Source organism: Mesorhizobium sp. P171375 (assembly GCF_057786075.1).
On sequence record NZ_JBYNWF010000001.1, the window covers coordinates 453,222 to 479,648 of the forward strand.

At 64.7% G+C, this 26,427-nt stretch carries 24 protein-coding genes; 6 read left to right on the forward strand and 18 right to left on the reverse strand.

Annotated features, from left to right (window positions below; translation table 11 throughout):
- Positions 1 to 12: 12 nt before the first annotated feature.
- Together ACYHH6_RS02300 and ACYHH6_RS02305 are read right to left on the reverse strand one after the other, a co-directional pair.
- Complete coding sequence (locus ACYHH6_RS02300; RefSeq protein ID WP_352592634.1) at positions 13 to 1,431, reverse strand: NAD(P)/FAD-dependent oxidoreductase; 1,419 nt, start codon at positions 1,429 to 1,431, stop codon at positions 13 to 15.
- Positions 1,432 to 1,476: 45 nt separating this feature from the next.
- Positions 1,477 to 2,370: a dihydrodipicolinate synthase family protein gene (locus tag ACYHH6_RS02305; RefSeq protein WP_352592637.1), complete on the reverse strand. Its 894-nt coding sequence runs from the start codon at positions 2,368 to 2,370 to the stop codon at positions 1,477 to 1,479.
- 69 nt (positions 2,371 to 2,439) lie between these two features.
- On the opposite strand from ACYHH6_RS02305, the gene ACYHH6_RS02310 reads away from it, so the two are divergent.
- Entirely contained in the window at positions 2,440 to 3,129 is a 690-nt protein-coding gene (locus ACYHH6_RS02310; RefSeq protein WP_352592640.1) for a GntR family transcriptional regulator, read from the forward strand.
- Positions 3,130 to 3,137: 8 nt separating this feature from the next.
- Here the strand turns inward: ACYHH6_RS02310 and ACYHH6_RS02315 are convergent, their stop codons facing one another.
- Both ACYHH6_RS02315 and ACYHH6_RS02320 read right to left on the reverse strand, forming a co-directional pair.
- Positions 3,138 to 3,449, reverse strand: coding sequence for a hypothetical protein (locus ACYHH6_RS02315; RefSeq protein ID WP_352592643.1), 312 nt, complete (start codon positions 3,447 to 3,449; stop codon positions 3,138 to 3,140).
- 373 nt (positions 3,450 to 3,822) lie between these two features.
- Complete coding sequence (locus ACYHH6_RS02320) at positions 3,823 to 5,319, reverse strand: CoA-acylating methylmalonate-semialdehyde dehydrogenase (RefSeq protein WP_352592646.1); 1,497 nt, start codon at positions 5,317 to 5,319, stop codon at positions 3,823 to 3,825.
- A 376-nt stretch (positions 5,320 to 5,695) separates the two neighbouring features.
- On the opposite strand from ACYHH6_RS02320, the gene ACYHH6_RS02325 reads away from it, so the two are divergent.
- The 3 genes from ACYHH6_RS02325 to ACYHH6_RS02335 all read left to right on the forward strand — a co-directional run bounded on the left by ACYHH6_RS02325 (position 5,696) and on the right by ACYHH6_RS02335 (position 9,295).
- Positions 5,696 to 6,577 (forward strand): LysR family transcriptional regulator, encoded by an 882-nt coding sequence (locus tag ACYHH6_RS02325; protein WP_192252482.1) that lies wholly within the window; start codon positions 5,696 to 5,698, stop codon positions 6,575 to 6,577.
- A 127-nt stretch (positions 6,578 to 6,704) separates the two neighbouring features.
- The gene (locus ACYHH6_RS02330) at positions 6,705 to 7,145 is read left to right on the forward strand and encodes a phospholipase A2 family protein (RefSeq protein ID WP_352592649.1); all 441 of its coding nucleotides are present in this window, start codon (positions 6,705 to 6,707) and stop codon (positions 7,143 to 7,145) included.
- Positions 7,142 to 9,295, forward strand: a complete 2,154-nt coding sequence (locus tag ACYHH6_RS02335) for a phospholipase D-like domain-containing protein (RefSeq protein ID WP_352592652.1) — start codon at positions 7,142 to 7,144, stop codon at positions 9,293 to 9,295. Before ACYHH6_RS02330 ends, ACYHH6_RS02335 begins: the two co-directional genes overlap by 4 nt.
- A gap of 3 nt (positions 9,296 to 9,298) precedes the next feature.
- Here ACYHH6_RS02335 and ACYHH6_RS02340 read toward each other — a convergent pair whose 3' ends face one another.
- From ACYHH6_RS02340 to rsfS, 8 genes are all read right to left on the reverse strand, one after another.
- Entirely contained in the window at positions 9,299 to 10,555 is a 1,257-nt protein-coding gene (locus ACYHH6_RS02340; protein WP_488500397.1) for a D-amino acid dehydrogenase, read from the reverse strand.
- 99 nt (positions 10,556 to 10,654) lie between these two features.
- Positions 10,655 to 11,800: an alanine racemase gene (gene alr, locus ACYHH6_RS02345; RefSeq protein WP_352592658.1), complete on the reverse strand. Its 1,146-nt coding sequence runs from the start codon at positions 11,798 to 11,800 to the stop codon at positions 10,655 to 10,657.
- A gap of 74 nt (positions 11,801 to 11,874) precedes the next feature.
- Entirely contained in the window at positions 11,875 to 12,387 is a 513-nt protein-coding gene (locus ACYHH6_RS02350) for an RNA pyrophosphohydrolase (RefSeq protein WP_352592661.1), read from the reverse strand.
- A gap of 31 nt (positions 12,388 to 12,418) precedes the next feature.
- Positions 12,419 to 13,597, reverse strand: coding sequence for a divergent polysaccharide deacetylase family protein (locus ACYHH6_RS02355; RefSeq protein ID WP_352592664.1), 1,179 nt, complete (start codon positions 13,595 to 13,597; stop codon positions 12,419 to 12,421).
- Positions 13,598 to 13,783: 186 nt separating this feature from the next.
- Positions 13,784 to 15,109: a S41 family peptidase gene (locus ACYHH6_RS02360; protein WP_162712000.1), complete on the reverse strand. Its 1,326-nt coding sequence runs from the start codon at positions 15,107 to 15,109 to the stop codon at positions 13,784 to 13,786.
- A gap of 1 nt (position 15,110) precedes the next feature.
- A complete protein-coding gene (locus ACYHH6_RS02365; protein ID WP_352592667.1) occupies positions 15,111 to 16,454 on the reverse strand; it encodes a murein hydrolase activator EnvC family protein in 1,344 nt (447 codons plus the stop codon).
- A gap of 123 nt (positions 16,455 to 16,577) precedes the next feature.
- The gene (gene rlmH, locus ACYHH6_RS02370; protein WP_352592670.1) at positions 16,578 to 17,060 is read right to left on the reverse strand and encodes a 23S rRNA (pseudouridine(1915)-N(3))-methyltransferase RlmH; all 483 of its coding nucleotides are present in this window, start codon (positions 17,058 to 17,060) and stop codon (positions 16,578 to 16,580) included.
- Positions 17,061 to 17,087: 27 nt separating this feature from the next.
- Complete coding sequence (gene rsfS / locus ACYHH6_RS02375; protein ID WP_112559829.1) at positions 17,088 to 17,465, reverse strand: ribosome silencing factor; 378 nt, start codon at positions 17,463 to 17,465, stop codon at positions 17,088 to 17,090.
- Between the two features lie 243 nt (positions 17,466 to 17,708).
- Between rsfS and ACYHH6_RS02380 the strand changes: the two genes are divergently transcribed.
- Complete coding sequence (locus ACYHH6_RS02380; protein WP_352592673.1) at positions 17,709 to 18,563, forward strand: mechanosensitive ion channel family protein; 855 nt, start codon at positions 17,709 to 17,711, stop codon at positions 18,561 to 18,563.
- Positions 18,564 to 18,584: 21 nt separating this feature from the next.
- Here ACYHH6_RS02380 and ACYHH6_RS02385 read toward each other — a convergent pair whose 3' ends face one another.
- The 6 genes from ACYHH6_RS02385 to obgE form a co-directional block, all read right to left on the reverse strand.
- Positions 18,585 to 19,859 carry an MFS transporter gene (locus ACYHH6_RS02385; protein ID WP_352592676.1) on the reverse strand — a complete coding sequence of 425 codons (1,275 nt, stop codon included), beginning with the start codon at positions 19,857 to 19,859 and terminating at the stop codon, positions 18,585 to 18,587.
- 203 nt (positions 19,860 to 20,062) lie between these two features.
- Entirely contained in the window at positions 20,063 to 21,001 is a 939-nt protein-coding gene (locus tag ACYHH6_RS02390; RefSeq protein ID WP_488500398.1) for an IS5 family transposase, read from the reverse strand.
- Between the two features lie 91 nt (positions 21,002 to 21,092).
- Positions 21,093 to 21,680: a nicotinate-nucleotide adenylyltransferase gene (locus ACYHH6_RS02395; RefSeq protein WP_352593018.1), complete on the reverse strand. Its 588-nt coding sequence runs from the start codon at positions 21,678 to 21,680 to the stop codon at positions 21,093 to 21,095.
- Between the two features lie 164 nt (positions 21,681 to 21,844).
- A complete protein-coding gene (locus ACYHH6_RS02400; protein WP_352593021.1) occupies positions 21,845 to 23,131 on the reverse strand; it encodes a glutamate-5-semialdehyde dehydrogenase in 1,287 nt (428 codons plus the stop codon).
- Between the two features lie 3 nt (positions 23,132 to 23,134).
- Positions 23,135 to 24,313, reverse strand: coding sequence for a glutamate 5-kinase (proB, locus tag ACYHH6_RS02405; RefSeq protein ID WP_352593024.1), 1,179 nt, complete (start codon positions 24,311 to 24,313; stop codon positions 23,135 to 23,137).
- A 2-nt stretch (positions 24,314 to 24,315) separates the two neighbouring features.
- Positions 24,316 to 25,347 carry a GTPase ObgE gene (gene obgE, locus ACYHH6_RS02410; protein ID WP_352593027.1) on the reverse strand — a complete coding sequence of 344 codons (1,032 nt, stop codon included), beginning with the start codon at positions 25,345 to 25,347 and terminating at the stop codon, positions 24,316 to 24,318.
- A 170-nt stretch (positions 25,348 to 25,517) separates the two neighbouring features.
- Between obgE and ACYHH6_RS02415 the strand changes: the two genes are divergently transcribed.
- On the forward strand, positions 25,518 to 26,381 hold the full coding sequence (locus ACYHH6_RS02415) for an endonuclease/exonuclease/phosphatase family protein (RefSeq protein WP_352593030.1): 864 nt from the start codon (positions 25,518 to 25,520) through the stop codon (positions 26,379 to 26,381).
- The last annotated feature ends 46 nt before the right edge of the window (positions 26,382 to 26,427 follow it).

Sequence of the window (26,427 nt, forward strand, 5' to 3'; positions counted from 1 at the left end):
ATTTCCTCGAACTCAAAACCGTTGCGGGCTGAAGGGGGTAAGATCGATCGGCGAAGTCTGCCCGAGAACGAGATCGCGGATCAAGCGGCCGCTGGCCGCCGCCTGGGTCAGGCCGAGATGGCCATGGCCAAAGGCGTAGACAACGTTGGGCGCAGTGCGCGCCGTGCCGATGACCGGCAGCGAATCCGGCAGCGACGGACGATAGCCCATCCATTCGCGGCCGCCTGACGGGTCCAGCCCCGGCAGGAATTGTTTGGCTTTTTCCAGCATTGCCTTCGAGCGCGCAAAATTCGGCGGCCGGTCGAGTCCGCCCAACTCGACGGCGCCGCCGACGCGCAAGCCTGTGTCGAGCGGCGTGATGACGAAACCGTGGCCGGAGAAGATCAGCATCCGCTGCACGGCGAAGGCGGTCTTCGGCAATGTCGTGTTGTAGCCGCGCTCGGTCTCCAAAGGGATAATGTCACCGAAGTTCTTGGCCAGCAAATGCGACCATGCCCCGGCCGCGACGACGAGATGCCGCGCCTGCCGGACAGTGCCGTCGGCCAGCGTCAGCGTCACGCCGGCATGATCGGCGGCGATGCGCTCGACGCGTGCTTTTTCGAAACGCGCGCCCAACCCTTCGGCATAGGCCCAGACTGCCTTGCCGAGCAGTTTCGGGTCGGCGACGGTCTTCCATCCCGGCACGAACGTGCCCTTGATGAAGCGCGGTGACAGTCCAGGCTGCAGCCGCGCCAGTTCCTCGCCTTCGACATGGCGAAAGCCGATGCCGAAGCGCTCTCGCGCCGCCCAGCCCGACAGTCCGGCCTGGAACTCTGCCTCGCTTTCGTAAAGTTCCAGCGAACCATCCTCGTGCAGCATCGGCCGGGTGCCGGACCGCTCGAGCAACCCCATCCATTCGGCCTCGGCGAGCCTCATCATGCCCGCCTGTGCCACAAGGCTCGCCTCATAATGCCGCGGCGCGCCAGCGCGCCAGAAGCGGAACAGCCACGGCAGGAGCTTCGGCAGATAGGCCGGTGGGATGCTGAGCGGTCCGAGCGGATCGGCAAGCCATTTCGGCAATTGCCGCATCATGCCCTTATGCGCCATCGGCAGCACATCGGAGAAGGCGAAGGCGGCGGCATTGCCGGAGCTGGTTTCCTCGCAGATGCCGGTACGGTCAAAAACGGTGACGCTGCGCCCGGCCTCAGCCAGCAGGGCTGCGGCACAGATGCCGACAATGCCGCCACCGACAATGGCGATGTCTTCCCCTTCTCCCCGTTCACGGGGGTGAGGAGTGGTCCGCGCAGCGGACGAAAAGCCAATTGCTTGGCTTTCCGAACGACGAACGCCCGGAGCGCCAGCGAAGGGCTGCGGTGCCCGAAGGGCGGATGAGGGGCGGCTCCCCGCCTCTGCCGATCTGGAATTTCCTTGCACGCTGGCGCTGCCCCTCATCTGGCTGCCGCCATCTTCTCCCCGCGAACGGGGAGAAGAAAGCTTTCAGAACGTCGGCAGCTTCGGCCGTACCGCCAATGCGTCCTTGACGATCTTCTCGACTGTCTTGCGGCGCTCGCCTGACAGCGGCTGGCGCGGCATGCGCACGCGGTCGTTGGTCTGGATGGCGAACACTTCGGCAAGCTTGATGTTTTGTACCAGATAGGTCGAGACATCGAGATCAAGCAGCGGTCGGAACCAGCGGTAGACCGAAAGCGCCTCCTCGCGGCGGCCCTGCTTCATCAGTTGGTAGATGGCGACGGTCTCGCGCGGGAAGGCCGTGACCAGACCCGCTACCCAGCCGATGGCGCCGACCGACAGCGCCTCGAAAGCGAGATTGTCGACGCCGGTGAACAAATCGTAGCGGTCGCCGAAGCGGTTTATGATCTCGGTCGAACGCCTGATATCGTCCGACGATTCCTTGATGGCGACGAAGCGCTTGTCGGCGGCCAGCTCCTCCATCTGGTCGACGGTGACGTCGACGCGGTAGGCGAGCCGGTTGGAGTAGATCATCACCGGCAGGTCGCCGGCCTGGGCGACGGCGCGCAAGGCGGCGACCGTCTCTTCCGGGTTGGTGTGATAGATCGGGCTCGGCACCACCATCAGCCCGTTGGCGCCTTCCTTGGCGGCGCGCTTGGCGATGCTTGCCGCCTCGCGGGTGCCGGCCTCGTTGACCGTCAGCAGCACCGGCTTGTTCCCGGCGACTTTCTGTGCCGTCTTCAGCACCTCGATCTTTTCGTCATGCGACAGCATCGGGCCTTCGCCGAGCGAGCCGCAGACGATGATGCCGTCGCAGCCGGCCTCCATCTGCAAGGCAAAGCAGCGCTCCATCTCGGCATGGTCGAGGCGGTCGTCAGCAGTGAATTTGGTCGTGACGGCAGGGAAAACTCCGGTCCACATAGCTGTCTCTCCATCTGATATATCAGCCGTATATCTGCTAAGAAATCTACTGTCAATGCGGAATCTGCTATGATATATCTAAAATATATCAGGAGCGCACCTTTGATATCCACCGACACTGCATCCCCAGAGCCGGCTGCCACCAAGGCCTATCGCGCGCTCGAACATATGATCGTGACGCTGGAACTGGCGCCGGCGAGCTTTGTCACCGAGGGCGCCCTGATCGAAAGGCTCGGCCTCGGCCGCACGCCAGTGCGCGAGGCGATCCAGCGCCTGGCCTGGGAAGGCTTGCTCGACATAAGGCCACGCGCCGGCATCGCCATTGCGCCGCTGCATCCCGGCGATTGGCTGCGCGTGCTTGACGCGCGCCGCGGCGTCGAGGTTGTGCTGGCACGCTCAGCCGCCCGTTTCGTCACCCGCGAGGCCGCCGACATGTTTCACGACGCAGCACTTGCCATGCAGAAGGCGGTCATCTCGGGCAACGTGCTGGCCTTCATCCAGGCCGACAAGGCGCTCGACGAGGCGCTGGCGCAAGCTGCCGACAACCCGTTCGCGGCGCGGCTGGCCGCGCCCTTGCAGACCCACAGCCGCCGCTTCTGGTTTCGCTACAAGGCCGATACGGGGCTCGCCGAATCCGCCGAGCACCATGTCGCGCTGATCCGCTCGATCCTGGACGGCGATGAGGAAGCCGCCGCCAAGGACGCCAAGCGCCTGATGGCGCTGCTGCGTGGCCATGCCGAGACGGCGGCGACGCGCTGAACGGGCGATCAGATCCCTTGCGCGGTGGCGATGGCGGTATTCTCCCATCCGTCACCGGTCGCGAAGATGCAGCTTCGGCCCTTCACGTCGGTCACCAGCATCGACCAGGTCCCATTTGCCGCAACATAGATCTCGACAATGGCGGCCTCGCCGACCACACCGTAGCCGATCTGCTTTTGTTGAAAGGCCTGCGCCAGCCCCGCGACGAGGTCGCTGTGGCCACCGCAGACAAATTGCGCCTGCGCCGATAGCGTCGACAGCGCCAGCGCGGTGCCGATCGCGGCTATACTGATCCATCGAAACGAAAATTTGTGTGCCATTGGGCACCTCCTTCGCCTTGGCGTTCCGGCAAAGGGAGGCACATGGGGCAGCCTCAATACACCGAAACGCTCCAGGCCGGGTTCGACGTCTTCATCACGTCACTCCTTCTGGTTTTCCGGTCTGTCGTCAGGGAATTTTATCATTCCCTTGAATCGATATGGTGAGGCCCCGATCCGAAAACAAGCACCATTGCCTTGCCCTCGCCGGTGCCAACCGAACCGCCAAAGACGAAAAAGGCAGGATGACCCGCCTCATTCTGTATTTGGAATGTTTCCCGAACTCCATCGTCGGGATGACGAACTCCGCACCGCCCTTGATGCCTGCCCGCGCGCGCAGCCAAAGGCGAGGACGCACAAGTGAAAGAACGTCCGGTCAGTTCATCGTCGGGATGACGAATTCCGCGCCATCCTTGATGCCGGACGGCCAGCGCGACGTCACCGTCTTGGTCTTGGTGTAGAAGCGGAATGCGTCCGGGCCGTGCTGGTTGAGGTCGCCAAAGGATGACGCCTTCCAGCCGCCGAACGTGTAATAGGCGATCGGCACGGGGATCGGCACGTTGACGCCGACCATGCCGACCTGGACACGGGAAGCAAAGTCGCGCGCGGCATCGCCGTCGCGGGTGAAGATGGCGACGCCATTGCCCATTTCGTGGTCGTTGGCGAGCTTGATGGCGTTCTCATAGGTCGGCGCGCGCACCACCGACAGCACCGGCCCAAAAATCTCTTCCTTGTAGATGCGCATGTCGGCGGTGACGTTGTCGAACAGGCAGCCGCCCATATAGTAGCCGTCCTCGTAGCCCTGCATGGAGAAGCCGCGGCCGTCGACGACCAGCTTGGCGCCTTCCTTGACGCCGATGTCGACATAGCCCTTGACCCGCTCCAGAGCTTGGCGCGTCACCAGCGGGCCGAAATCAGCGGAGGAATCGGTCGATGGGCCAACCTTTAGGCTTTCGACACGCGGGACCAGTTTTTCCATCAGCCGGTTGGCGGTGTCATTGCCGACAGGCACCGCCACCGAGATCGCCATGCAGCGCTCGCCGGCCGAGCCGTAGCCGGCGCCGATCAGCGCATCGACCGTCTGGTCCATGTCGGCGTCGCGCATGATGATCATGTGATTCTTGGCGCCGCCGAAGCACTGCACGCGTTTTCCCGCCGCCGTGCCGCGCGAATAGATGTAATGGGCGATCGGCGTCGAGCCGACGAAGCCGATAGCCTTGATGTCGGCATCGTCGAGGATGGCGTCGACGACATCCTTGTCGCCATTGACGACGTTGAGGATGCCGGCCGGCAGGCCGGCCTCGATGAACAGTTCGGCGATGCGCATCGGCACGCCCGGGTCGCGCTCCGAAGGCTTCAGGATGAACGCGTTGCCGCAAGCGATTGCCGGCGCGATCTTCCACAGCGGGATCATCGCCGGGAAATTGAACGGCGTGATGCCGGCGACGACGCCGAGCGGCTGGCGCATCGAATAGACGTCGATGCCGGGGCCGGCGCCGTCGGTGAATTCGCCCTTCATCATGTGCGGCGCGCCGATGCAGACTTCAACCACTTCGAGGCCGCGCTGGATGTCGCCCTTGGCGTCGGCGATGGTCTTGCCATGCTCGCGCGCCAGTATGTCGGCCAGTTCGTCATAGTCGCGGGCGACCAGTTCGAGGAATTTCATCAAGACGCGCACGCGGCGCTGCGGGTTGGTGGCGGCCCATTTCGGCTGCGCCTCCTTGGCATTCTCGACTGCCGCGCGCAGTTCCGCTGGCGAAGCCAGCGCCACCGTGCCGCGCACCGTGCCGTCCATCGGCTGCATGACATCCTGCTTGCGCCCGCTGGTCCCGGCGACATGCTTGCCGCCGATGAAATGACCGTATTCGATCATGGTTTCTCTCCCTGAGTTTGTGATGATGCATTCAACGCCTTTGCAGGCGCGAAGGCAACGCGAGGGAGAACGCAACCGTTGTGCAGGGATTAGACAACGGCGACCCGGTGTGCATTAATTGCCGCAAATGGCGATGTTCTGTTGATTGGCAGCAAGGATAGAGAGTTGCGATCCTTCACACCCCCCTCTGGCCTGCCGGCCATCTCCCCCGCAAGGGGGGAGATCAGCAGCGTCAGCGACGGTGCCTTTCTTTCGGCGGTCAGGATTGGCGAAAGCCGGAGTGACATCCAATCTCCCCCCTTGCGGGGGAGATGGCCGGCAGGCCAGAGGGGGGTGGGCGGGAACGCGGCGCTCGCCACTAAATCGGACCATCCGCATGAACTGGGATGACGTCCGCATCTTCCTCGCCGTGGCCCGCGCTGGGCAGATCCTCGGCGCCGCCAAGCGCCTCGAGCTCAACCACGCCACCGTCTCACGCCGCATCGCGGCGCTCGAGGATGCGCTGCGCACAAAACTCTTTCGCCGGCTCACCACCGGCAGCGAGCTGACGCCGGCCGGCGAGCGCTTTCTCGACATTGCCGAGCGAATGGAGGGCGACATGATCGCTGCGCGCTCAACCGTGTCGGGCGAAGGCGACGATATTTCCGGCACGGTGCGCATCGGCGCGCCCGACGGGTTCGGCGTCGCCTTCCTCGCCACGCGTCTCGGTGCGCTGACGGCGCTGCACCGCGAACTGACCATCCAGCTGGTGCCGGTGCCGCGTTCCTTCTCGCTGTCACGGCGCGAGGCCGACATCGCCATCACCGTCGAGCGGCCGAGCGAAGGCAGGCTGGTGGCGGGAAAGCTGGTCGACTACACGCTCGGCCTGTTTGCCTCGCGCGCCTATGTTGAGGCACATGGCCTGCCGCGAACATCAGCGGAACTTAGCCAGCATACATTGATCGGCTATGTGCCGGACCTCATCGTCAGCCCATCGCTCGACTATGCGGCCGAGTTCAGCCCGGACTGGCGGACCAGCTTTGCCATTTCCTCGGCCCTCGGCCAGGCCGAGGCGGTACGCTCCGGCGCCGGCATCGGCATCCTGCACACCTTCGTCGCCCGCTCGATGCCGGAGCTGATCCCCGTCGACATCGTGGCGCCGATCCGCCGCGCCTACTGGCTGGTCTATCATGAATCGGTTCGCCCTCTCCGCCGCGTGCAGATCGTCGCCAACTTCATCACCAAGGCGGTGGAGAGGGAGCGCGGGCTGTTCGTGTAGGCTATCGCCTTTCCCTTGCCATAAAATCCCCTTCCTTTGCCACGGAATATCCTGCGCCTGATGCCACGCTCACTGGTACGGTGGAGCGCCGGGTGGCACATTTTTCGGAAAGCTGGCGCGAATAACAATGCGAGCCGTTCTTGCCATCCTCCTGCTGGCCTGGCTTTCGGCCTGCGCCAACCCATGGACCACGGTTCCGGAAGCTGAACTGCCTAGGCCGGTCCGCACCGCAATGGCCCGCCCCTCGCCTTTCGTCTTCGGCAATTATTGCGGCCCGGGCACCCGCACCGGCGACCTCTCGGCCCGGCCGGTCGACCGGCTCGACAGCGCCTGCCAGATCCATGACGCCTGCTACATCGCGCGGCGCAACCATTGCGCCTGCGACGGCGCTTTGGTCGCCTCGGCAAAGGCAATCCGCGGCGACAGGACGGTGCCGAAAAAGATGCGCGGCGAGGCCGAGCTTTTGATCGCCACCTTTGCGCTTCCCGTCTGCAAGGTCTTTCCGCAAGGCTTCCTGCCACCCCGCGACCCGGCCGAGCTGAAAACCATGAACGGGACGGCGGGATGAACCGCGCCACTTGCCTGGTCCTGGCCGGGCTGGCGCTTATGGCGCTGGCCGCATGCGCTGGTCCGCTTAAACATAGCTGCGACTTCTTCCCTGGTAACGAGGACTGCGCGCGGCCCTCGCTGTCGGCCGACGCGCCAGGACCGCAAGTCGCTGCCACGCAGTTTTTCGGCGATGCCGGCACCGGCGACTACGAAAGGAAGTTTCTGGCGCTGCTCGCCCACAACCAGATCGGTGCCATGGACAGGGCGAACGGCACCGGTCCGTTCGGCTATGACCGCCATGCCATCGCCAACCGCGATTTCCAGGCCACCTACCGGACGCTGGAACGACTGGCGAAGCCGGTCGGCGCGGGGCGGATGCCAGCGGCGAGCGGCACGGCTGGCGAAGGCCATTTTGACGGCCGCTGGCGGGTGTCGCGGCAGACCCTCTATATCGACGCCGCTGCCCGACCCTCCGCGCCCAAGACGTTCAGCTTCTCCGGCCTGCAGGCGCGCTCGGTTGAGATCGTGCTGCGCCAGTCGGGAAAGCTGCCTGTCGACATATCGGGCGCCTGCGACGGCGCGCTGGCGATCCGCGCCGTCGGCGGTTCGCGCACCGTGGCGAGCGGCGCTGCACTCCGGCTCCGCCTGTCGGCCGGGCAAACCGCCAGCCTGTTCCCGAGCGATGGTCTTAACCGCTGCAGTCTCAAGGTCAGTTCCAGTCTGGCCCTGGCGGGGACGCCACTCATCATCCTGCGCGAAGAGGTCGCGTACCCGGCGATTGCCGCGCTCGACAGCCGCTACGAGCGCTGTCCGGCGCCCGATCCCTCCGGGCTGGAGGAGCTCGACCGTGTCTTCTATGCCGGTCGCTGGCTGTCGCAGACCTGCTCGCTGCCGCTGGGGTCACCGCGCCTGTTGCGCAAGTCGCGCGACGGCTTCAACGCCAAGGTCGAGGCGCTGCTCGGCGTGCCGCTACCCGACAGCGCCTTCGACAAGGCCGACCCCGAACTGCCGCTCGACTTCTCGCGCGCGCCGAAACTCAAGCTGATCTACCTGTCGTCGCTGGAGTTCAAGGCCGACTTTTCCGGCCGCATCCTCGAGCGGCTGATCCGCTACCACGCCGCCCTCGGCACTAAGGTGCGCATCATGGTGACCGACGTGCTGGAACGCGACAAGGACGACGCGCTGCTGCACCGGCTGGCGGCCGACTACCCCAATGTCGAGCTGCAGGAATACCGCTGGCGGGCCGACCAGGGCGCGCCGATCGACGAGCAGCTGTCGCAACTGCACAAGACCCACCACGTCAAGATGCTGGCGACGCTGGCCGAGAATCCCGCCCGCTCGCGCGTCATCATCGGCGGCCGCAACATCCATGACGGCTTCCTGTTCCACAAGCCGATCGACCTGTCGCGCAATCCCAACCTGGAGCAATACGGCAAGACCGACGGCTTCTCGCTGAACTACTATTCGAACTGGAGCGATTTCGACATCGAGTTCGCCGACCCGGCAACGGTAGAGATATTGGCTGCGCACCTCTCGACCTTGTGGCTGCGCGACGCCGACACCGACATTATCAGGCCTTTCTCCATTCCGGTGCGCACCGACGGCCGGCGCCCCCCAGGCACGGTGCGCCATTTCATCTCCGTGCCTTATGAGGACAACCACGCGCTGGAGACCTATTTCGTCGAGCTGATCGACACCGCAGAGCACCATATCGAGATCGTCAATCCCTACCTCAATCTGACACCGGAGCTCAGCATGGCCATCGAGCGGGCTCTGGCGCGCGGCGTCAGGATCGACATTGTCGGCCGCATCGACCTCAAGGGCGACATTGGCGGCAAGTTGCTGACCGCGCTCAACAAGCTGTTCGTCGAGAAATATGGCGACCGCATCAACATCCGCGAATTCAAGGCGCCCGACGTCGTGCTGCATTCCAAGATCATGATGATCGACGAAAGGCTGGTGACGATCTCGTCGGTCAACCTCAACAACCGCAGCTTCTTCCACGACCTGGAGAACGGCATGATGGTGCTTGACCCCGCCTTCTACACCAGGATGCAGCCGGTCTACGACGACTATGTCGCCCATTCGAACCCGGTATCGACCAAGGTGACGATACCCTGGGCTTACCGGTGGCTGTTTTCGAAGGGCTGGGTGAAGGAGGCGTTCTGATCCCTACCGCAAATACCGCTCCGGCCCCAACTCTCGCACATCGATATCAGGCACTTTGCTGGAGATGATGTCGGACAGCACCTTGGCCGAGCCGCAGGCCATGGTCCAGCCAAGCGTGCCGTGGCCGGTGTTGAGATAGAGATTGGAGAACTCGGTGCGGCCGATCAGCGGCGGCCCATCCGGCGTCATCGGCCGCAGCCCGCACCAGAACGACGCGGCCTTGAGGTCGCCGCCATCCGGGAACAGGTCGCCGACCGAATGTTCGAGCGTGCGCCGGCGCAATTCGTGCAACCGCAGATCGAAGCCGGAAATCTCCGCCGTGCCGCCGACGCGGATGCGGTCGCCGAGCCTGGTGATCGCCACCTTGTAGGTTTCGTCCATCACCGTCGAGACCGGTGCAGCCGCCGCATCCTTGATCGGCACGGTGATCGAGTAACCCTTGACCGGATAGACCGGGATCGGACGCCTGAGCAGTCGCATGAAGCGCGCCGAATAGCTGCCCAGCGCCAGCACGTAGGCGTCGGCCGCGCGCGAGCGCTGGTCCGTGCCGAAGCTGACGATGCGATTGCGGTTCTTGGTGAAGCGCCTGATCTGCGTGCCATATTCGAATGTAACGCCGCGCGCCACGCAGAGCTCGGCCAGCCGGTCGGTGAACATCTTGCAGTCGCCGGTTTCGTCGCCGGGCAGCCTGAGCCCACCTACAAATTTTTCCCTGACGCCGGCCAGTGCCGGCTCGGCGGCGATGCAGCCATCGGGATCGAGCAACTCATAGGGCACGCCATATTTCTTCAGCACCTCGACATCGCCGCCGGTGCCGTCGAGCTGCTTTTGCGTGCGAAACAGCTGCAGCGTGCCCTTGGTCCGCTCGTCATAGGCGATGCCGGTCGCCTCGCGCAGCGCCTTCAGCGTGTCGCGGCTGTATTCGGCGAGCGGCACCATGCGCGCCTTGTTGATGGCGTAGCGATCGGCAGTGCAGTTGCGCAGCATCTTGAGCAGCCACGTCCACATGTAGGGATCGAAGGCCGGTCGCACGACCAGCGGGCCATGCTTCATCAACAGCCATTTGATCGCTTTCAGCGGAATGCCGGGACCGGCCCAGGGCGAGGCATAGCCGGGCGAAACCTCGCCGGCATTGGCGAAGCTGGTTTCCAGCGCCGGCCCTTTCTGGCGGTCGAACACCGTGACCTCGTGGCCGGCCTCGGCGAGGTAGTAGGCTGTGGTGACCCCGATAACGCCGCCGCCCAACACGAAGATCTTCATCGCATCACTCTCCACGACGACATCTTATCCGAGCCTGAAGCCGTCGCCTCCTGTCTGCCGGATTTTGCCGCGTCCGCCAAGGGGTGGCGTGTCGCGCCTCTATTCGTTGATGTAGCGGCGATGAAAGCGCGGGCCGAGGCTGGTCAGGATTTCATAGCCGATGGTGCCGGCATGACCGGCCGCATCGTCGACGCTCTGCGACGGACCCAGCAGTTCGACAAGGTCGCCCTCGCGCAGCCGGCCGGCCGGCAGCGCCGAAATGTCGAGGATGATCGAATCCATCGACACCCGTCCGACAAAGGGCAGCCTGACACCTTCGAACCAGGCGGCCGATGCGGCGCGCCGGTGCCAGCCATCGGCATAACCGAGCGAGATTGTCGCTGCGCGCAAGGGACGGCTGGCCAGAAAGGCATGGCCGTAGCCGACGCCCACACCCTTTTCAATGCTGCGCGTCTGGATGATCTTTGCCTCGAGCCGTACCACCGGCAGCATCGGGTTCGCCTCGTCCGGCGTCGGGTTGATGCCGTAGAGCGCAGCACCTGGGCGGGCGAGGTCGTACCGATAGCGCGGCCCGAGAAAGATGCCGGAGGAATTGTCGAGCGACGCCGGCGCCTTGGGCAACATTTTGCGCAACCGTTCGAATTCCATGAGTTGCGCATCATTGGCCGCATTGGTGGGTTCGTCGGCACGGGCCAGATGGCTCATGACCAGGACAACGTCGACGCCGGCGAAGGCATCGGCCGCAAGCGCCTCGACCTCCGCAGGCGCCATCCCCAGCCGTGACATGCCGCTATCGACCTGAACGGCCGCCTTGAGCTTGCGGCCGGCCTTTCGGCCGGCCTCGCTCCAGGCCTCCAATTGCCCGGCGCTGTTGATGACGGGCACAAGATCCGCCGCTATCGCTTCCGGCTCGGAGCCCGGCGGCAGCCCGTTCAGCACATGGATCGCGGGCTGCGGCCCGAGTGCCTCGCGCAGCGCGACACCTTCAGTGAGATGCGCGACAAAGAAGATGTCGCAGCCCTCGGCAACCAGCGCCGCCGCCACCTGGCGCGCGCCAAGCCCGTAACCGTCGGCCTTGACGACGCCGGCGCAGCGCACGCCGCCAAGCTTCGCCTTCAGCCGCCGGTAGTTTTCTTGGATAGCGCCGAGATCGATGGTCAGGATAGCGCCGGCCGCCGCTTCGCTGATCGGCTGCAAGCCGGCTTCCGGCTCTGAACGCGATGACTTCCCCACGGCGCTGCTCATCCCGGCTCCTGACCAGAGCACCAAACAACTCTATCAGTAAGGACACATTTTGGACGCCGCAACAGCTTGAGTGCCTACGCCAGATGCCGGAATGCCGCCACCACATCCTCATAGACCTTGCGTTTGAACGGCACGATCAGGCCGGGCAGGTCCTGCATCGGCCGCCAGGCCCATTCATCGAATTCGGCCGTATGGCCGCCGGGCGGCGGATTGATCTGGATTTCGCTGGTCTCCCCATGAAAGCGGTAGGCGAACCATTTCTGCGTCTGGCCACGATAGCGGCCCTTGAAGGCGATGCCGACCAGATCGGCCGGCAGATCGTAGTTGATCCAGTGCGGCGCCTCGGCCAGCAGCGTGACCGAGCGCATGCCGGTCTCCTCATAGAGCTCGCGCCCGGCTGCCTGCAGCGGCTCCTCGCCCTTGTCGATGCCGCCTTGCGGCATCTGCCAGAGCTGCTTCGTGCCGGCAAATTCGCTGTCCGGCTCGGCGATGCGATGGCCGACCCAGACCATCCCGTCGCCATTGAGGATCATCAGTCCGACGCAGGGGCGGTAGGGCAGCGTCTCGGGATCGATCTTTTTAGCCATCAGTCAGGTCCAGCCGTTTCGGGAGTTCGCGCTAATTTTCTTCCGGGTCGATGGCCACCGCCGAGATCGGCACGATCTCGATGCCGCGCTTTTTCGCCTCGAGCACCCACGCCGCAACCGTGTCGACGGTGAGATCGAAGGCCGAGCCTATGCCGACGGCGGAGCCTTTGGCGCGCGCTGTGGCTTCCAGCGCGTCGAGCTTTTTCAGGATGGCGCCGCGATCCTGCACGGCATCGATCGCCATATCGCCGGCGACAAACGGCACGCCGTCCTTCAGGGCGAGATCGGGCGCCAGACTCCGCGCGGACGAGCCGTCGTCGATATAGGCAAGGCCGCGTTTGCCTAGCTCGGCCATGAACGGTCCCATCGCCGTCGCGTCGGCGGAAAAGCGCGCGCCCATATAATTCATGACGCCGGTATAGTTGGTCGTTCGCGACAGCGCCCAGCGCAAGCTCTTCAGGTTGTCGTCAGGGCTCGCCGCCACCGTCAGCGTGTTGCGGCCGGGATTGACGTTGGGATAGTCGAACGGTTCGAGCGGCACCTGCATGACCACCTCATGCCCGCTCTGCCGTGCCGCCTGCATCCAACGGCCGATGCTGTTGCCTTGCGGCGCAAAGGCCAGCGTCACTTCCGCCGGAAGCTTGGCGATCGCCGCCTGGGTTCCGGTCTGCGACACGGCAAGCCCACCGATGACGATCGCCACGCGGGCGCCGCGCGACCCGGACCACGGCCGCGCATAGACGTCGAACGGCCGCCTGCCGTCGGCGGCGCGTACCGGCAGCGGGCCGGTGTCGCTGGCCTCGATCAGCGCCTTGTCAGGAATATGCGCGATCTTCAGATTCTGACCGATCGTCGACGGGTCATGGATGACGATGGCCGCATTCGCTGGACCGTCGCTCTCCTGGGTCTGCACATGGATGATCTGCGGCCCGGCTGCCTTGGGCGGCGTTTCCGCCTTCGGCGCCGCGGGCTCGGCAGTCGGTGCCGCCGCGGCAGGCTCCGCAGCCGCCGTCACCTTCGGCGTCGAGACCGCCGCCTGTTCGGGCTTGCGGAAGGGCTTTTCGCGAAGCGCGATCGCGCCGGAGATGCCGAGCGCGGCCAGGACGACCAGCGTCGTCGCGACAGTACGGGCGCTCAACCCGCGCGACGCAGCGCGCGGCCGGACGGTCTGTCCGAGCGGGCGTTCTATTTCCTTGCCGATGTCAGCCAAGCCGTATCCCCGGGCGCATGATCAGCGAAACCTTTTCGCCATGCGCAGATCCAAAACTGACGGCGCGTCCTCGGCGCGCCTTTTGAGGCACCGCTCCAGCCACTGCCTCCGAATCAAACTGCCGGAACCTTGCGGTCCCGGCAGCATTGCATTGCTTCGATCAGGCAGCCAGTGCTGCCGGTCGACTTACTGGTTGAGCACGGCCTTCTCCGGATTCGGCGGGAACGCCGGATCGGTCTTCTGGCCGCGCAGCAGCTGTTCGGCGTAGATCAGCTGCAGATCGTCCTTCGGATCCGGCGGCACATAGGCTGCCGAGCCCGAACCGGTCTCACCCTCGTCGGCGCCCTTGATGTGGCCCTTGAGGTCCGATTCGCCACGCGTCAGGTCCCTGCCCTGCAGTTCGGGCGGCAGCGGCTGGTCGACCTTGATGTCGGGCGTAATGCCTTTGCCCTGGATCGACTTGCCGGACGGCGTGTAATAAAGCGCCGTCGTCAGGCGCAGCGCGCCGTTCTCGCCAAGCGGGATGATCGTCTGCACCGAGCCCTTGCCGAAGGACTGCGTGCCTACCACGGTGGCGCGGCGCAGGTCCTGCAGCGCGCCGGCGACGATCTCCGAAGCACTGGCCGAACCGCCATTGACGAGCACGATCAGCGGCTTGGCGCCGATGTCGTCGCCTGCCTTGGCGTCGAAGCGGGTGACATCCTTCGGGTCGCGGCCGCGGGTCGAGACAATCTCGCCACGGTCGAGGAAGGCGTCGGACACGCTCACCGCCTGGTCAAGCAGGCCGCCCGGGTTGAGGCGCAGATCGAGCACATAGCCCTTGAGCTTGTCGTTCGGCACCTGCTTCTTGATGGTGTCGATAGCGTTCTCGAGGTCGTCATAGGTCTTTTCGGTGAAGGAGGTGATCTTCATGTAGCCGATGTCGTTCTCGACCCGGAACTTGACCGCCTTGACCTTGATGATGTCGCGCACAACCGTCAGCTCGATCGGCTTGTCGGCGCCCTGGCGCAGGATGGTGAGCTTGATCGGCGTGTTGACCAGGCCGCGCATCTTCTCGACCGCGTCATTGAGCGTTAGGCCGCGAACCTCTTCGCCGTCGATCTTGGCGATATAGTCGCCGGCCAGCACGCCTGCCTTGGCGGCCGGTGTGTCGTCGATCGGCGTGATCACCTTGACCAGGTCGTTTTCCATGGTGACCTCGATGCCGAGGCCGCCGAACTCACCCTTGGTCTGCACGCGCATGTCCTGCGCCTGCTCGGCATTCATGTAGGACGAATGCGGATCGAGCGAAGCGAGCATGCCGTTGATGGCGTTTTCGACCAGCGACTTGTCGTCCGGCGGCGTCACATACTGCGCCCGCACGCGCTCGAAGATGTCGCCGAAGATCGCCAGTTGCTTGTAGGTTTCGGAGCCTGCAGCGTTCGCCGTCGAGCCGGGCGCGCCATAGACCAGGCTCATCGCTGACGCGCCCATCAGCGCACCGGCAATAAGAAGCGACAGTTTCCGCATCATTTCACGTCCTTCCAGAGAAGCGGTCCGCCCACCATGGGGTCGGATCGACGGGTTTTCCATCCTTGCGGAACTCGACGTAGAGTTCCGGCGCGGCATTTCCATTCTTCGAGGCCGAGGTGCTTGCCACCCGGGCCTCCCCCATCGCGCCGACCGGCTCTCCTGCGAGCACCGATTGGCCAGACGCGACGCTGATTCTGCTCATCCCCGCCAGGACGACATGATAGCCGTCTCCCGCATTGAGGATCAAGAGTTGACCATAGGAGCGAAAAGGGCCCGCATAAAGCACATTTCCGTCCGCCGGCGCCGTGACGATGGCTCCCGATTGTGTCGCAACCATGTCGCCAAGCATCACCGCGCCGTTACCGTCATCGGTCCCGAAACGGCGCTTGATCTTGCCGGTGACCGGCAGCGCGACCTGGCCCTGAAGCGCCGAAAACGGCGCCGATGCAGTGAGACGGTGGCCTTCCGGCACCGGCAGTGACGCCAGTTCCGTCGACGCTGTGGTATCCGCGTCCGGCTTGTCGCCGCCAGCCGCCTTCTGCTCGCCTGCCTTAACTGCATCGGCCGCCTTGCGGCTCTTGTCGGCCTCGAGCGAGGCGATCAGGTCCTTCAGGCTGCCGGCCTTGGCCGCAAGCGCCTGGGAGCGCTGCTTTTCCGCCACCATTGCAGTCCAGGTGTCCGCCTCAAGCTTCTGCTTGGCTTCGAGCAGCATGGAGAGGCGTTTCTTTTCCGCCGTCTGCTCGCCGATCGCCGCCGTCAGCCGGGTCCGCTCGGCCTCGATCGAGGCCGTTACCCGCGTCTGTTCCTTGAGGTCGGCCAGCAATTTGTCGGTCTGCTGGCGCAGTTCCGGCACCACCGCGCCGAGCAGGATGGCGCTGCGCACCGACGACAGCGCGTCTTCCGGCTTGACCAGGATCGCCGGCGGCGGATTGAGCCCCATGCGCTGCAGCGCGCCCAGCACTTCAGCCAGCACGTCGCGTCGCGCCGCCAGCGAGACGCGGATCTTCTGTTCCTCGCCCTTCAGCCCTTCCAGCCTGGCGCCGATATCCTCGATGTCCTGGCCGAGCTTCTGCTCGGTCATCGCCGACTGGATCAGGGCCGCGGTGATCGAGGCATGGTCCTTCTTGACCGCCGCAATGTCGGCGGCAAGCTTGGCCAGCCGTTCGGACGACAAGGTGATCTCGGCCGAAACCTTCTCATATTCGGCGCGGCTCTGGTCCGGATCGGGCGCCACGTCGAGCGTGTTTTCGGCCCGCGCAAGGCCGAGCGACAGCAAAACCACGGCTGCGGCGATGCCGCAGCGTGCGTGCCAGAAGCCCGTTCCTGATTTCCCGTTGTCAGCCATTGAAGCCCGACTCTATGCGTGGCTTCGTTAACGAACCATCAACCATGATCGAAACCGAAGCCTAGCATAAGACAGCCGCGCATTGGGCCGGAAATCGGTATGACGGTGATTGCGTCCACCGGTTTACGACCGATGGTACGGATGGCCCGAGAGAATTGTCGCCGCGCGATAAAGCTGCTCGCCCAGCATGACGCGCACCAACTGGTGCGGCCAGGTTGCCGCGCCGAACGACAGCACCAGATCGGCCTGGTCGCGCAGCGGCTGGTCGTGTCCGTCGGCGCCGCCAATGGCGATGACCAGCGCCTTGCGGCCCCCATCGCGCAGCTGGCCGATGCGGCCGGCGAAATCGTCTGAGGACAGGTTTTTGCCGCGTTCGTCGAGCAGGAATAGCGCCGTGCCCGGCTGCAGCTGCGCCTGCAGCTTCTGGCTTTCCTCGCGGCGGCGCTCATTGGCGTTCTGGGCGCGTCCCTCGGCAATCTCGGCGACACCAGAGAATTCGAGCCCGATCGCCGGGCCGCTCTTGGCGAAACGCTCGAAATAGCGGTCGGCGAGTTCTCTCTCGGGGCCGGTCTTCATCCGGCCCACGGCATGAACGAATACTTTCATCCCGCCTCTATAAGCCGCGCGAGCGCCTTAGTGGAGGGTCTCTTCCTCGAGATCCGGCGCCTGCCACATCTTTTCAAGATTGTAGAATTCGCGGACTTCGGGGCGGAAGACATGGACGATGATATCGCCCGAATCGATCAGGACCCAGTCGGCGCCGGACAACCCCTCGACGCGCGCCATGCCGAGCCCGGCATCCTTGAGCGCCTTGAGGAGATGGTCGGCGACAGCCGAGACATGGCGGTGCGATCGACCCGACGCGACGACCATGTAGTCGCCGAGGCTCGATTTCCCCTGAATGTCGATTGAGACAATATTTTCGGCCTTGGAGTCTTCCAGACTGGCAAGGACTGTCTTGATGGCACGGGATACGGCGTCATCTACGCTGATCCTGGCCGGCGAAGGCACGATGTCGGCCTTCTTCCGCAGTGCTGTTCTCAGTGTATTTCCTTTCGCAGCAAGAACAACCAAATCACCCATGAAATCAGGTGACACCCCATAGATAGGCAGAGTTCCGTTGCAGTTTCAAGACGCAGGCTCTGCCAGCGCGAACGTGGCGCCCACCTTGCGGTTCCGCCGGGCTCCAAAAAAATCGGAACCCATGGCGTCCACAGGGGTTATCGACGCACCCCCCCAACCGGAATTTCTCTGATGCCCATCGATCCCCAAAACACGCTTCTCACCGTGCAGGCCGGCCTTGCGCAACTGAGCACCCTGATCGTTTCCTATTCTTTCTCCGCCATCGGCGCCGTCATCCTGCTGGTTGTCGGCTACCTCGTTGCCGGTCTCGCCGAACGCTCGATCTCAGCCGGGCTCGGCCATATCCATGGCTTCGACGCGACGCTGCGGCATTTCTTCTCGAAGATCGTCCGATACGCCATCCTGATCCTGGTTGTCATCATGGTGCTCGGCCAGTTCGGCGTGCAGACGGCCTCGATCATTGCCGCCATCGGCGCCATCGGCCTCGCCATCGGCCTGGCGCTGCAAGGCACGCTGCAGAACATTGCCGCCGGCATCATGCTTCTGGCGCTCAGGCCATTCCGCATCGGCGAATATGTCGAGGTCGGCGCCATTGCCGGCACCATCCAGGAAATCGGCCTGTTCGCCACCAAGCTTCGCACGACGGACGGCGTCTACGTTCTGGCGCCCAATTCGACGCTGTGGAACCAGCCGGTTCGCAATTTCACCCGCAACGGCGTGCGCCGCAGCGACATCACGCTGACCATCGGCTCCTGGAACGACATCGACCTGGCGCAGAAGACGATGCTGGGCGTTGCCGGCGCCGAGCGCCGCATCAAGCGCGAGCCGGCGCCGATTGCCTTTGTCGCCACCGTCGGCGATGCCACCGTCGCCATCACCTTGCGCTACTGGACATCGGCGGCGGATTTCTTCGCCACCCAGATCGATCTCACCAAGCGCGTCAAGCAGGCCTTCGACGCCGAGGCCATCTCGGTTCCGGCGCCGCCGCCGGAGGCCCGGCAGGAGGCTTCCGCCACCCGACAGTAGGTCTGCGGGACTGGTCTAGCGCTACTCTTCCGGCGCGTAGGCGAGCTCCACCGGCAACGGCGCCTGAGCCGACATCGGCGCGAAACTGCCGGTCTCAGTAGCAGGGACTGCCCGCGTCGTCGCCACCCGCCACAGCACGAACAGGCAAAAGACGGTGGCGATGACGATCGCCACATAGATGAAGGCCTGCGTTCCATAGACAGCCGACAGCGCCGTCACGATGCCCGGCACGATGAAACCAGACAGCGACCAGGCAAACAGCAGCGAACTCGACAACGCCACCATGTCGTCCTTGCCGGCGCGGTCGGCGGCATGCGCACTGGCCAGCGAATAGATCGATTCCGAGGCGCCGTCCCAGATCACATAGATCACCACCAGCAACGCCAGCGCGCCGCCGTCGAAGCCGATGGCGAGCAGGCCGGCGACGATGGCGAGTGCTGCAGCGCCGGCCAGCACGTAGCGGCGGTCGGTGCGGTCGGAGATCCAGCCGAGCGGGATCTGCAGGATCAGCGTGCCGACAGGCATGGCCGAGAGCAGCAGTGCCACATCGGCCTGGCTGTAGCCCTTGGCCGTGGCGTGGATCGGCGCGAAGCCCGAAATCGCCATCGACAGGCCGCCGACGGCCAACATGCCGGCCACGCCGACCGGCGAGATTCGCCAGGCGCGCCCGAGCGCCACCGAGGCCGCGCGAGGTGGTGGCGGTTGAGCTAGACGGGTCATCCCCACCGGCAGGATCGACACCGCGGTGAAGGCAATGCCAATCAGCGGCGCCTGCGCCGACGCGATGTCGACCGCCGCAAGCAGGGCATAGCCGACGCCGAGCCCGGCGACATAGGCGACGTAAAACACCGCCATCACCCGGCCGCGAATGGCGTTGGCCACGGCATCGTTGAGCCAGCTCTGGGCGACGATGAACAGGCCGCATATGGCAAAGCCGTAAAGCGCGCGCGCCGCGATCCACAGCAGCGGATAGGTGCCGGCGCCGATGGCCGCGTTGGAGAGCGCAATCAGCGCCGACAGCACCATGAACGCGCGGGCGTGCCCGACCCTTCTGACGAGAGGTCCTGTCAGGATGCAGCCGGCAAGGCCGCCGGCCGACAGGCCGGTGATGATCAGCCCGGCCCATGTCGGATCGAAATGCTCCACACCGAGCCGGACCGGGATATAGGCAAACATCAACCCATTGCCGACCGCAATCAGCGCCATCGACACGACGACACTGGCAATGGCGATCACCGGCGCCGGCGGGGCGCCGTGATGCGGGTCGATGTTGGTGTGATTCACTGGCGTGGCCATATCAGCGCAGCATCGCTCAGCCGGCGTCGAAAGGCCGCCGTAAAAGCGACATCGGCAGGACTTCCCTTCTCCCCCTATGGCCCTGTTGCACAGTTACGGGAGAAAGGCGTGCGGAGCGGTTTGACCGTGATGTCTCGCTCGGCTTTGCCTTTTGGGGTGGAGTTTGATGGTGGCGGAGGCCCTCAGGCCGACGCAGGGCGCACCTATCCCGTGATGGCCGCCCATCGGCGCATGTTGAAGGCGATGGCCGCCATCGTCACTTGAGCGGTAGCCTTGGCCAGTCCGATGTAGCGGATCGTGGTCAGCTTCATGCGGTTCTTGAGCGTGGCGAAGGTGGTTTCCACCGCCGCTCGCCGTCTGGCGATCAGGCGATTGTAGCGCTTGAGCCGTGCCGGCAGCGCATGATGCTTGTTGGGACGGCGCGCAATGCGCACCTTCTTGCCCTGTGCCTTCAATCGGGCACGGCGGGCATGGGTGTCATAGGCGGCATCCGCCCACACCGTCTTCTCGTCGCCGCAGATCAAGGCATCGGCCATCACCGTGTCGTTGACGTTGGCCGGTGTGGTGATCACCGTGCGGATCAGGCCCGAACCCTCATCCACCCCAAAGGTAAAGCCATCCTTGCCCTTGCGCATGGTGGGGCGGGCGTCTGCGTCCTTCGACGGCCGCTCGGGTGTCGGCGGTGCCGAGACCGCATCGATCAGCGTGGCGTCCAGCATCGTCCCACGCTTCAGGATCACACCGGCCTTCTCCAGCTGCCGGTCCAGTTCGCCAAACAGCCTCTCCATCAGCCCTTCGCCGACAAGCAGATTGCGAAAGCGCGACAGAACCGTGTGATCGGGGACCGTGTCGTCTAGGCCAAGCCCGGCAAAGCGCCGGAACGACAGCCGGTCGCCGAGTGCTTCCTCCAACTCGCGATCAGACAAGCCATAGAGCGATTGCAACAAAAGCGCCTTGAACAGCACCAGTGGCGGCCAGGCTGCCCGACCCGGCCCGCCATCCCGCAGCCGGTTGAGCAGCTTCTCGAACCGGTACCACTTCACCAGACCTGACAGACGGTCGAGCGGCGAAGAACCGCCCGCAAGCTTGTCGCCCAGAAATGCCTCCACCAGGCTCAACTGACCCGTCCGCTTAACCGCCATTGCGACTCTCCCGGCTTTCGCCTTCAGAGAATCACAACCAGCCAATTACGCAACAGGCCCCCTATGGGAGAAGGGAACTCCGTGCCATTCCTTACCCCTTCGCAGCCCTGCGAATAGCGCTCGACGACAGCGAGGAGCGCGGGCCGTGAATAAAAGTCCAGGCCGGCGCTTTCATGCGGGCGAGCCGGGGCGCGTCGCCCTCGTCGACGCGGGCATAGTCGAAGGTCTTGGCGACGACCGAAGACAGGAAGGACAGCGTCGCACCCGGGCGGTCGATGACGGCGATCGGGAAGGTCATGACGATCTGGCGCCAGCGTTGCCAGCGGTGGAAGTCGCGCAACGAGTCGGCACCCATGATCCAGACGAAATCGACGCCGGGATTGCGCGCCTTGACCAGCGCCAGCGTGTCCGCAGTGAAGCGGATATGATGCGCCGCCTCGACGGCGGTGACCTTGATCTTCGGGTTCTTGGCGATCTGCTCCGACTGAACCAGCCGGTCGCCGAGCGGCGCCAATTCCCTGGTGCTCTTCAACGGATTGCCTGGGGTCACCATCCACCACAGCTGGTCAAGCGCCAGCCGCCGCAGCGCAATTTCTGCCACCAGCGCATGGCCGGCATGGGGCGGGTTGAACGAGCCGCCAAACAGGCCAACAGAAAGACCCTTTTCGGCGTGGGGCATTTTGAGATAGCGGGAGGAAATAGCGCCCTTACCCTCCCCCTTGTGGGGAGGGTCGATCCGCGAAGCGGAGCGGGGTGGGGGTGTTGCAGAATTCAGCGTCGTACCCCCCACCCGGCTCGCCACGCTCGCCACCCTCCCCACAAGGGGGAGGGTAAGGCCAGCGCTCAAGGCCTCACCTGTCCCGACCCGCGCACGCGGTATTTGAACGAGGTCAGCTGTTCGACGCCGACCGGTCCGCGCGCATGCATCTTGCCGGTGGCGATGCCGATCTCGGCGCCCATGCCGAACTCGCCGCCATCGGCGAACTGGGTCGAGGCATTGTGCAAGAGAATCGCCGAATCGATCTCGTTGAAGAAGCGCTCCACCGCCTTTGCATCCTCGGCGATGATTGCCTCGGTATGATGCGAGGAGAACGTTTCGATATGGTCGATGGCGCCGGCAATGCCGTCGACCAGCTTCACCGCGATGATGGCGTCGAGATATTCGGTCACCCAGTCGGCATCGGTCGCGGGCTTGGCGTCGAAGAACAGCTTCATCACCTCCAGATCAGCATGGATTTCGCAGCCGGCCGCACGCAGCGCGTCGAGGATCGGCACCAGATGGGTCGACGCCACGGCACGATCGACCAGCAACGTCTCGGCAGCGCCGCAGACACCGGTGCGGCGCATCTTGGCGTTGACGGCGATCTTGACCGCCATGTCGAGGTCGGCCGAGCGGTCGATGTAGAGATGGCAGATGCCCTCGAGATGGGCAAAGACCGGCACCCGCGCCTCGCTCTGCACCCGCCCGACCAGGCTTTTGCCGCCGCGCGGAATGATGACGTCGAGATTGCCGGAGAGACCCTTCAGCATCTCGCCGACGGCGGCGCGGTCGGTGGTCGGCACCAGCTGGATGGCGTCTTCCGGCAGGCCGGCGGCTTTCAGCCCCTCGACCAGGCAAGCATGGATGGCGGCGGATGAATTGAGCGAGTCCGAGCCGCCGCGCAGGATCACCGGATTGCCAGCCTTGAGGCAGAGCGCGCCGGCATCCGCCGTCACATTCGGCCGGCTCTCATAGATGACACCGACGACGCCGAGCGGCGTGCGCACGCGCTCGATCTGCAGGCCGTTCGGCCGCTCCCAGGCGGCGATGACGTCGCCCACCGGATCCTTGAGTTCAGCGATTTCGCGGATTCCGTCGGCCATGGCGCGGATACGCGCCGGATCGAGCTTCAGCCGGTCCATGAAGGAGGCGGACAGCCCGGATTCCTGGCCATTCGACACATCGATGGCGTTGGCGTCGAGAATCTCCTGCTGGCGCGCGATGATCGCGTCGGTCATGGCGAGAAGCGCGGCATTCTTGGCGGTGGTGGTGGCGATGGCCAACGGTCGGGCGGCGGCGCGGGCGCGGTGGCCGATATCGGCCATCAGCGCGATCGTGTCATCCCCGGATTTTTCATGCAGCTTCAGCATGGCTCATCCTCCGCTTACGTCGCCCCCGGCCCTTAGCTGGCCGGCAGCTCGTATCTGGTCACCCGGATCGCTCACCACAAGATCATCCCTGTGGATCATCGCCGAGCGCGCCTCATAGCCGAGCACTGTTTCGATCTCGGCGGTTTTCAAGCCTGCGATCCTTACGGCATCGGCGGCATCGTAGGCAACCAGCCCGCGCGCGATCTCGCGGCCCTCGGGTGACAGGATAGCCACCGTGTCGCCGCGCGAGAAATTGCCGCTGACCAGCCTGACGCCGGCCGGCAGCAGCGATTTTCCTGACAAGAGCGCGCCGATGGCGCCGGCATCGACTGTGAGCCGCCCGGCCGGTTCGAGCTGGCCGGCGATCCAGGTCTTGTAGCCTTTCACTGGGTTGGCGCTCGGCTTGAAGAAGGTGGCGCGCTCGCCACGCTCGATCGCCATCAGCGGCGACAGCCTGGTGCCGGAGGTGATGATCATCGCGGTGCCGGCGGCGGTGGCGATCTTGCCGGCGTCGAGCTTGGTGCGCATACCGCCGCGCGACAGTTCGGAAGCCGCCGCCCCCGCCATCGCCTCGATATCGGGCGTGATGCGGTCGACCACGGGGATGAACTTCGCCTGCGGATCGCGCGCCGGCGGTGCGGTGTAGAGCCCGTCAATGTCGGAGAGCAGCACCAGAAGGTCGGCGCCCATCATCGTTGCCACCCGCGCCGCAAGCCGATCATTGTCGCCATAGCGGATTTCGGAGGTCGCCACCGTATCGTTCTCGTTGATGACCGGCACCGCCTTCATCTTAAGCAATGTCGAGATTGTCGCGCGCGCATTGAGGTAGCGGCGGCGCTCTTCAGTGTCGCCCAGCGTCAGCAGGATCTGGCCCGACTTCAGCCCGCCCTTGCCGAGTGCATCCGACCATGCGCCGGCCAGCGCGATCTGCCCGACGGCGGCCGCCGCCTGGCTCTCTTCAAGCTTCAATGCCCGCTTGCCGAGACCGAGAATGGTGCGGCCGAGTGCAATGGCGCCGGACGACACGACCAGGATCTCGGCGCCGCCATTGGCCAGCACCGCAATGTCATCGGCCAGCGAGGCCAGCCAGTCGCGCTTCAGCCCGCTGGTGCGGTCGACCAGCAAGGCCGAACCGATCTTGACCGTGATGCGCCGGTATTTTGTCAGCGACTGCGCCGTCATCGTTATGAATTCCAGCGGGTCTCGACGGGAGTGGCGGTCGCGTTGCGCGCTTCGCCAACCACCGCCATCAGCGCGCGCAGCACCGCTTCGACGCCTTCGCCGGTGACCGCCGACAACAGCATCGGCGCGCGGCCCGCGGCGCGTTTCAGCGACGCAACCTTCTTCTTGCGTTCATCCGCGTCAAGGATGTCGACCTGGCTGAGCGCCACGATCTCGACCTTGTCGGTCAAGCCATTGCCATAGGCGTCGAGTTCGGCGCGCACGGTCTTGTAGGCCTTGCCCGGGTTCTCCTCCTGCGCCGAGACCAGATGCAAAAGCACCCGCGTGCGCTCGACATGGCCGAGGAACCGGTCGCCAATCCCGACACCCTCATGCGCGCCTTCGATCAGGCCCGGAATGTCGGCAATGACGAATTCGCGCGCATCGATGCGGGCGACGCCAAGGCCGGGATGCAGCGTGGTGAAAGGATAGTCGGCGATCTTCGGCTTGGCCGCGGTCACCGCCGCAAGAAAAGTCGACTTGCCGGCATTGGGCAGCCCGACCAGGCCGGCATCAGCGATCAGCTTGAGCCGCAGCCAGACATTCATCTCTTCGCCGGGCAGGCCTGGATTGGCGCGGCGCGGCGCCTGGTTGGTCGAGGTCTTGAAATGCTGGTTGCCGAAACCGCCATTGCCGCCCTTGGCGAGCAGGAAGCGCTGGCCGACCACGGTCAGGTCGCAGATCAGCGTCTCATTGTCCTCGGCAAAGACCTGGGTTCCCGCCGGCACCTTCAGCGTCACGTCGGCGCCCTTGGCGCCGGTCATGTTGCGGCCCATGCCGTGGACACCGGTCTTGGCCTTGAAATGCTGCTGGTAGCGATAGTCGATCAGCGTGTTCAGCCCGTTGACGGCTTCCAGCCAGACATCGCCGCCGCGGCCGCCATCGCCGCCGTCGGGGCCGCCGAACTCGATGAACTTTTCGCGCCGGAACGACACCGAACCGGCGCCGCCGTCGCCGGAGCGGATATAGACCTTGGCTTGATCGAGAAATTTCATTGGACTACGCAGTTTCTGCTGTTGGCCTTGCGGCTTTGCTCTAACCTTGCGCCTTGCTCTAAACCAAGGCGGACCGAAGGGCGAGGCCGATTTGCGACTAAAGCGCCGGATGCCCTTTTGCCGGGGAAGCGGTAGCAGTGTTCGCGGGACGGAGCGTGGGGGGCGTGGGAATGAAGGTCGTCACCTATAACATCCAGTACGGCATCGGTCTCGATGGCCGCTACGATCTCGGCCGCATCATCGATGCGGTGCGCGGCGCCGACGTGATCGCGCTGCAGGAAGTGACCCGCAACAATCCGAGGAACGGCAACCGCGACATGGTGGCCGAAATCGGCGAGGCACTGCCCGAGTATTTTGCCGCCTATGGCAGCAATTTCGAGGTCAATGTCGGTTCGCGCCTGGAAGCCGGCCGCGCCATCACCACCACCTTCCAGCTCGGCAACATGGTGCTGTCGAAGACGCCCATCCAACTGTCGCGCAATCTGCTTTTGCCGCGCAGCCGCAGCCTGGAGGCGATGAACTTCCAACGCGGCGCGCTCGAGGCGCTGATCGAGACCCCGCTCGGCTTCGTTCGCTTCTATTCCACCCATCTCGACCATCGCAGCCCGGTTGAGCGCGCCAGCCAGATCCGTTTTCTGCGCCAGCGCCTGTTGAACTATGCTCTCGAAGGCGGCGGTCTCTCCGGCATTCCCGAGATCGGCCTGCCGGACCTGCCCTATCCCGAAGCCTTCATCGTCATGGGCGACTTCAACATGCTGCCCGGCTCCTCGGAGTATGTCGAACTCGTCGGCCGCCCGGACCATGAGTTCGGCATGCCGCTGACCGCCGATCTCGCCGTCGATGTCGCCCAGCGCCTCAACGCGCCGGACATCGTCACCTGGGTCGATCCCAACCGGCCGCAAGACACAAGCCGCCACAAGCGCATCGACTACATCTTCACCTCGGCCTCGCTCGCCGGATCGCTGAAGCGCCTGTGGGTCGATCAAAAAGCCGTCGGTTCCGATCATCTCCCGGTCTGGGTAGAGATGGGTTGAGCTAAGCCCGATCCACAACGGACGTTTCCAAACCTGTCGTTTGGAG

What these genes read in the sequence shown, in the direction of transcription:
- ACYHH6_RS02340 (WP_488500397.1), bottom strand. Translation starts at nt 10,555, where the DNA reads ATGAAGATCTTCGTGTTGGGCGGCGGCGTTATCGGGGTCACCACAGCC.
- ACYHH6_RS02310 (WP_352592640.1), top strand. Translation starts at nt 2,440, where the DNA reads ATGATATATCTAAAATATATCAGGAGCGCACCTTTGATATCCACCGAC.
- ACYHH6_RS02350 (WP_352592661.1), bottom strand. Translation starts at nt 12,387, where the DNA reads ATGGCTAAAAAGATCGATCCCGAGACGCTGCCCTACCGCCCCTGCGTC.
- ACYHH6_RS02335 (WP_352592652.1), top strand. Translation starts at nt 7,142, where the DNA reads ATGAACCGCGCCACTTGCCTGGTCCTGGCCGGGCTGGCGCTTATGGCG.
- rlmH (WP_352592670.1), bottom strand. Translation starts at nt 17,060, where the DNA reads ATGAAAGTATTCGTTCATGCCGTGGGCCGGATGAAGACCGGCCCCGAG.
- ACYHH6_RS02395 (WP_352593018.1), bottom strand. Translation starts at nt 21,680, where the DNA reads ATGCCCCACGCCGAAAAGGGTCTTTCTGTTGGCCTGTTTGGCGGCTCG.
- ACYHH6_RS02415 (WP_352593030.1), top strand. Translation starts at nt 25,518, where the DNA reads ATGAAGGTCGTCACCTATAACATCCAGTACGGCATCGGTCTCGATGGC.
- ACYHH6_RS02400 (WP_352593021.1), bottom strand. Translation starts at nt 23,131, where the DNA reads ATGCTGAAGCTGCATGAAAAATCCGGGGATGACACGATCGCGCTGATG.
- ACYHH6_RS02300 (WP_352592634.1), bottom strand. Translation starts at nt 1,431, where the DNA reads ATGAGGGGCAGCGCCAGCGTGCAAGGAAATTCCAGATCGGCAGAGGCG.
- proB (WP_352593024.1), bottom strand. Translation starts at nt 24,313, where the DNA reads ATGACGGCGCAGTCGCTGACAAAATACCGGCGCATCACGGTCAAGATC.
- ACYHH6_RS02325 (WP_192252482.1), top strand. Translation starts at nt 5,696, where the DNA reads ATGAACTGGGATGACGTCCGCATCTTCCTCGCCGTGGCCCGCGCTGGG.
- ACYHH6_RS02365 (WP_352592667.1), bottom strand. Translation starts at nt 16,454, where the DNA reads ATGGCTGACAACGGGAAATCAGGAACGGGCTTCTGGCACGCACGCTGC.
- ACYHH6_RS02330 (WP_352592649.1), top strand. Translation starts at nt 6,705, where the DNA reads ATGCGAGCCGTTCTTGCCATCCTCCTGCTGGCCTGGCTTTCGGCCTGC.
- ACYHH6_RS02385 (WP_352592676.1), bottom strand. Translation starts at nt 19,859, where the DNA reads ATGGCCACGCCAGTGAATCACACCAACATCGACCCGCATCACGGCGCC.
- ACYHH6_RS02380 (WP_352592673.1), top strand. Translation starts at nt 17,709, where the DNA reads ATGCCCATCGATCCCCAAAACACGCTTCTCACCGTGCAGGCCGGCCTT.
- alr (WP_352592658.1), bottom strand. Translation starts at nt 11,800, where the DNA reads ATGAGCAGCGCCGTGGGGAAGTCATCGCGTTCAGAGCCGGAAGCCGGC.
- ACYHH6_RS02315 (WP_352592643.1), bottom strand. Translation starts at nt 3,449, where the DNA reads ATGGCACACAAATTTTCGTTTCGATGGATCAGTATAGCCGCGATCGGC.
- ACYHH6_RS02320 (WP_352592646.1), bottom strand. Translation starts at nt 5,319, where the DNA reads ATGATCGAATACGGTCATTTCATCGGCGGCAAGCATGTCGCCGGGACC.
- ACYHH6_RS02305 (WP_352592637.1), bottom strand. Translation starts at nt 2,370, where the DNA reads ATGTGGACCGGAGTTTTCCCTGCCGTCACGACCAAATTCACTGCTGAC.
- ACYHH6_RS02360 (WP_162712000.1), bottom strand. Translation starts at nt 15,109, where the DNA reads ATGATGCGGAAACTGTCGCTTCTTATTGCCGGTGCGCTGATGGGCGCG.
- ACYHH6_RS02390 (WP_488500398.1), bottom strand. Translation starts at nt 21,001, where the DNA reads ATGGCGGTTAAGCGGACGGGTCAGTTGAGCCTGGTGGAGGCATTTCTG.
- obgE (WP_352593027.1), bottom strand. Translation starts at nt 25,347, where the DNA reads ATGAAATTTCTCGATCAAGCCAAGGTCTATATCCGCTCCGGCGACGGC.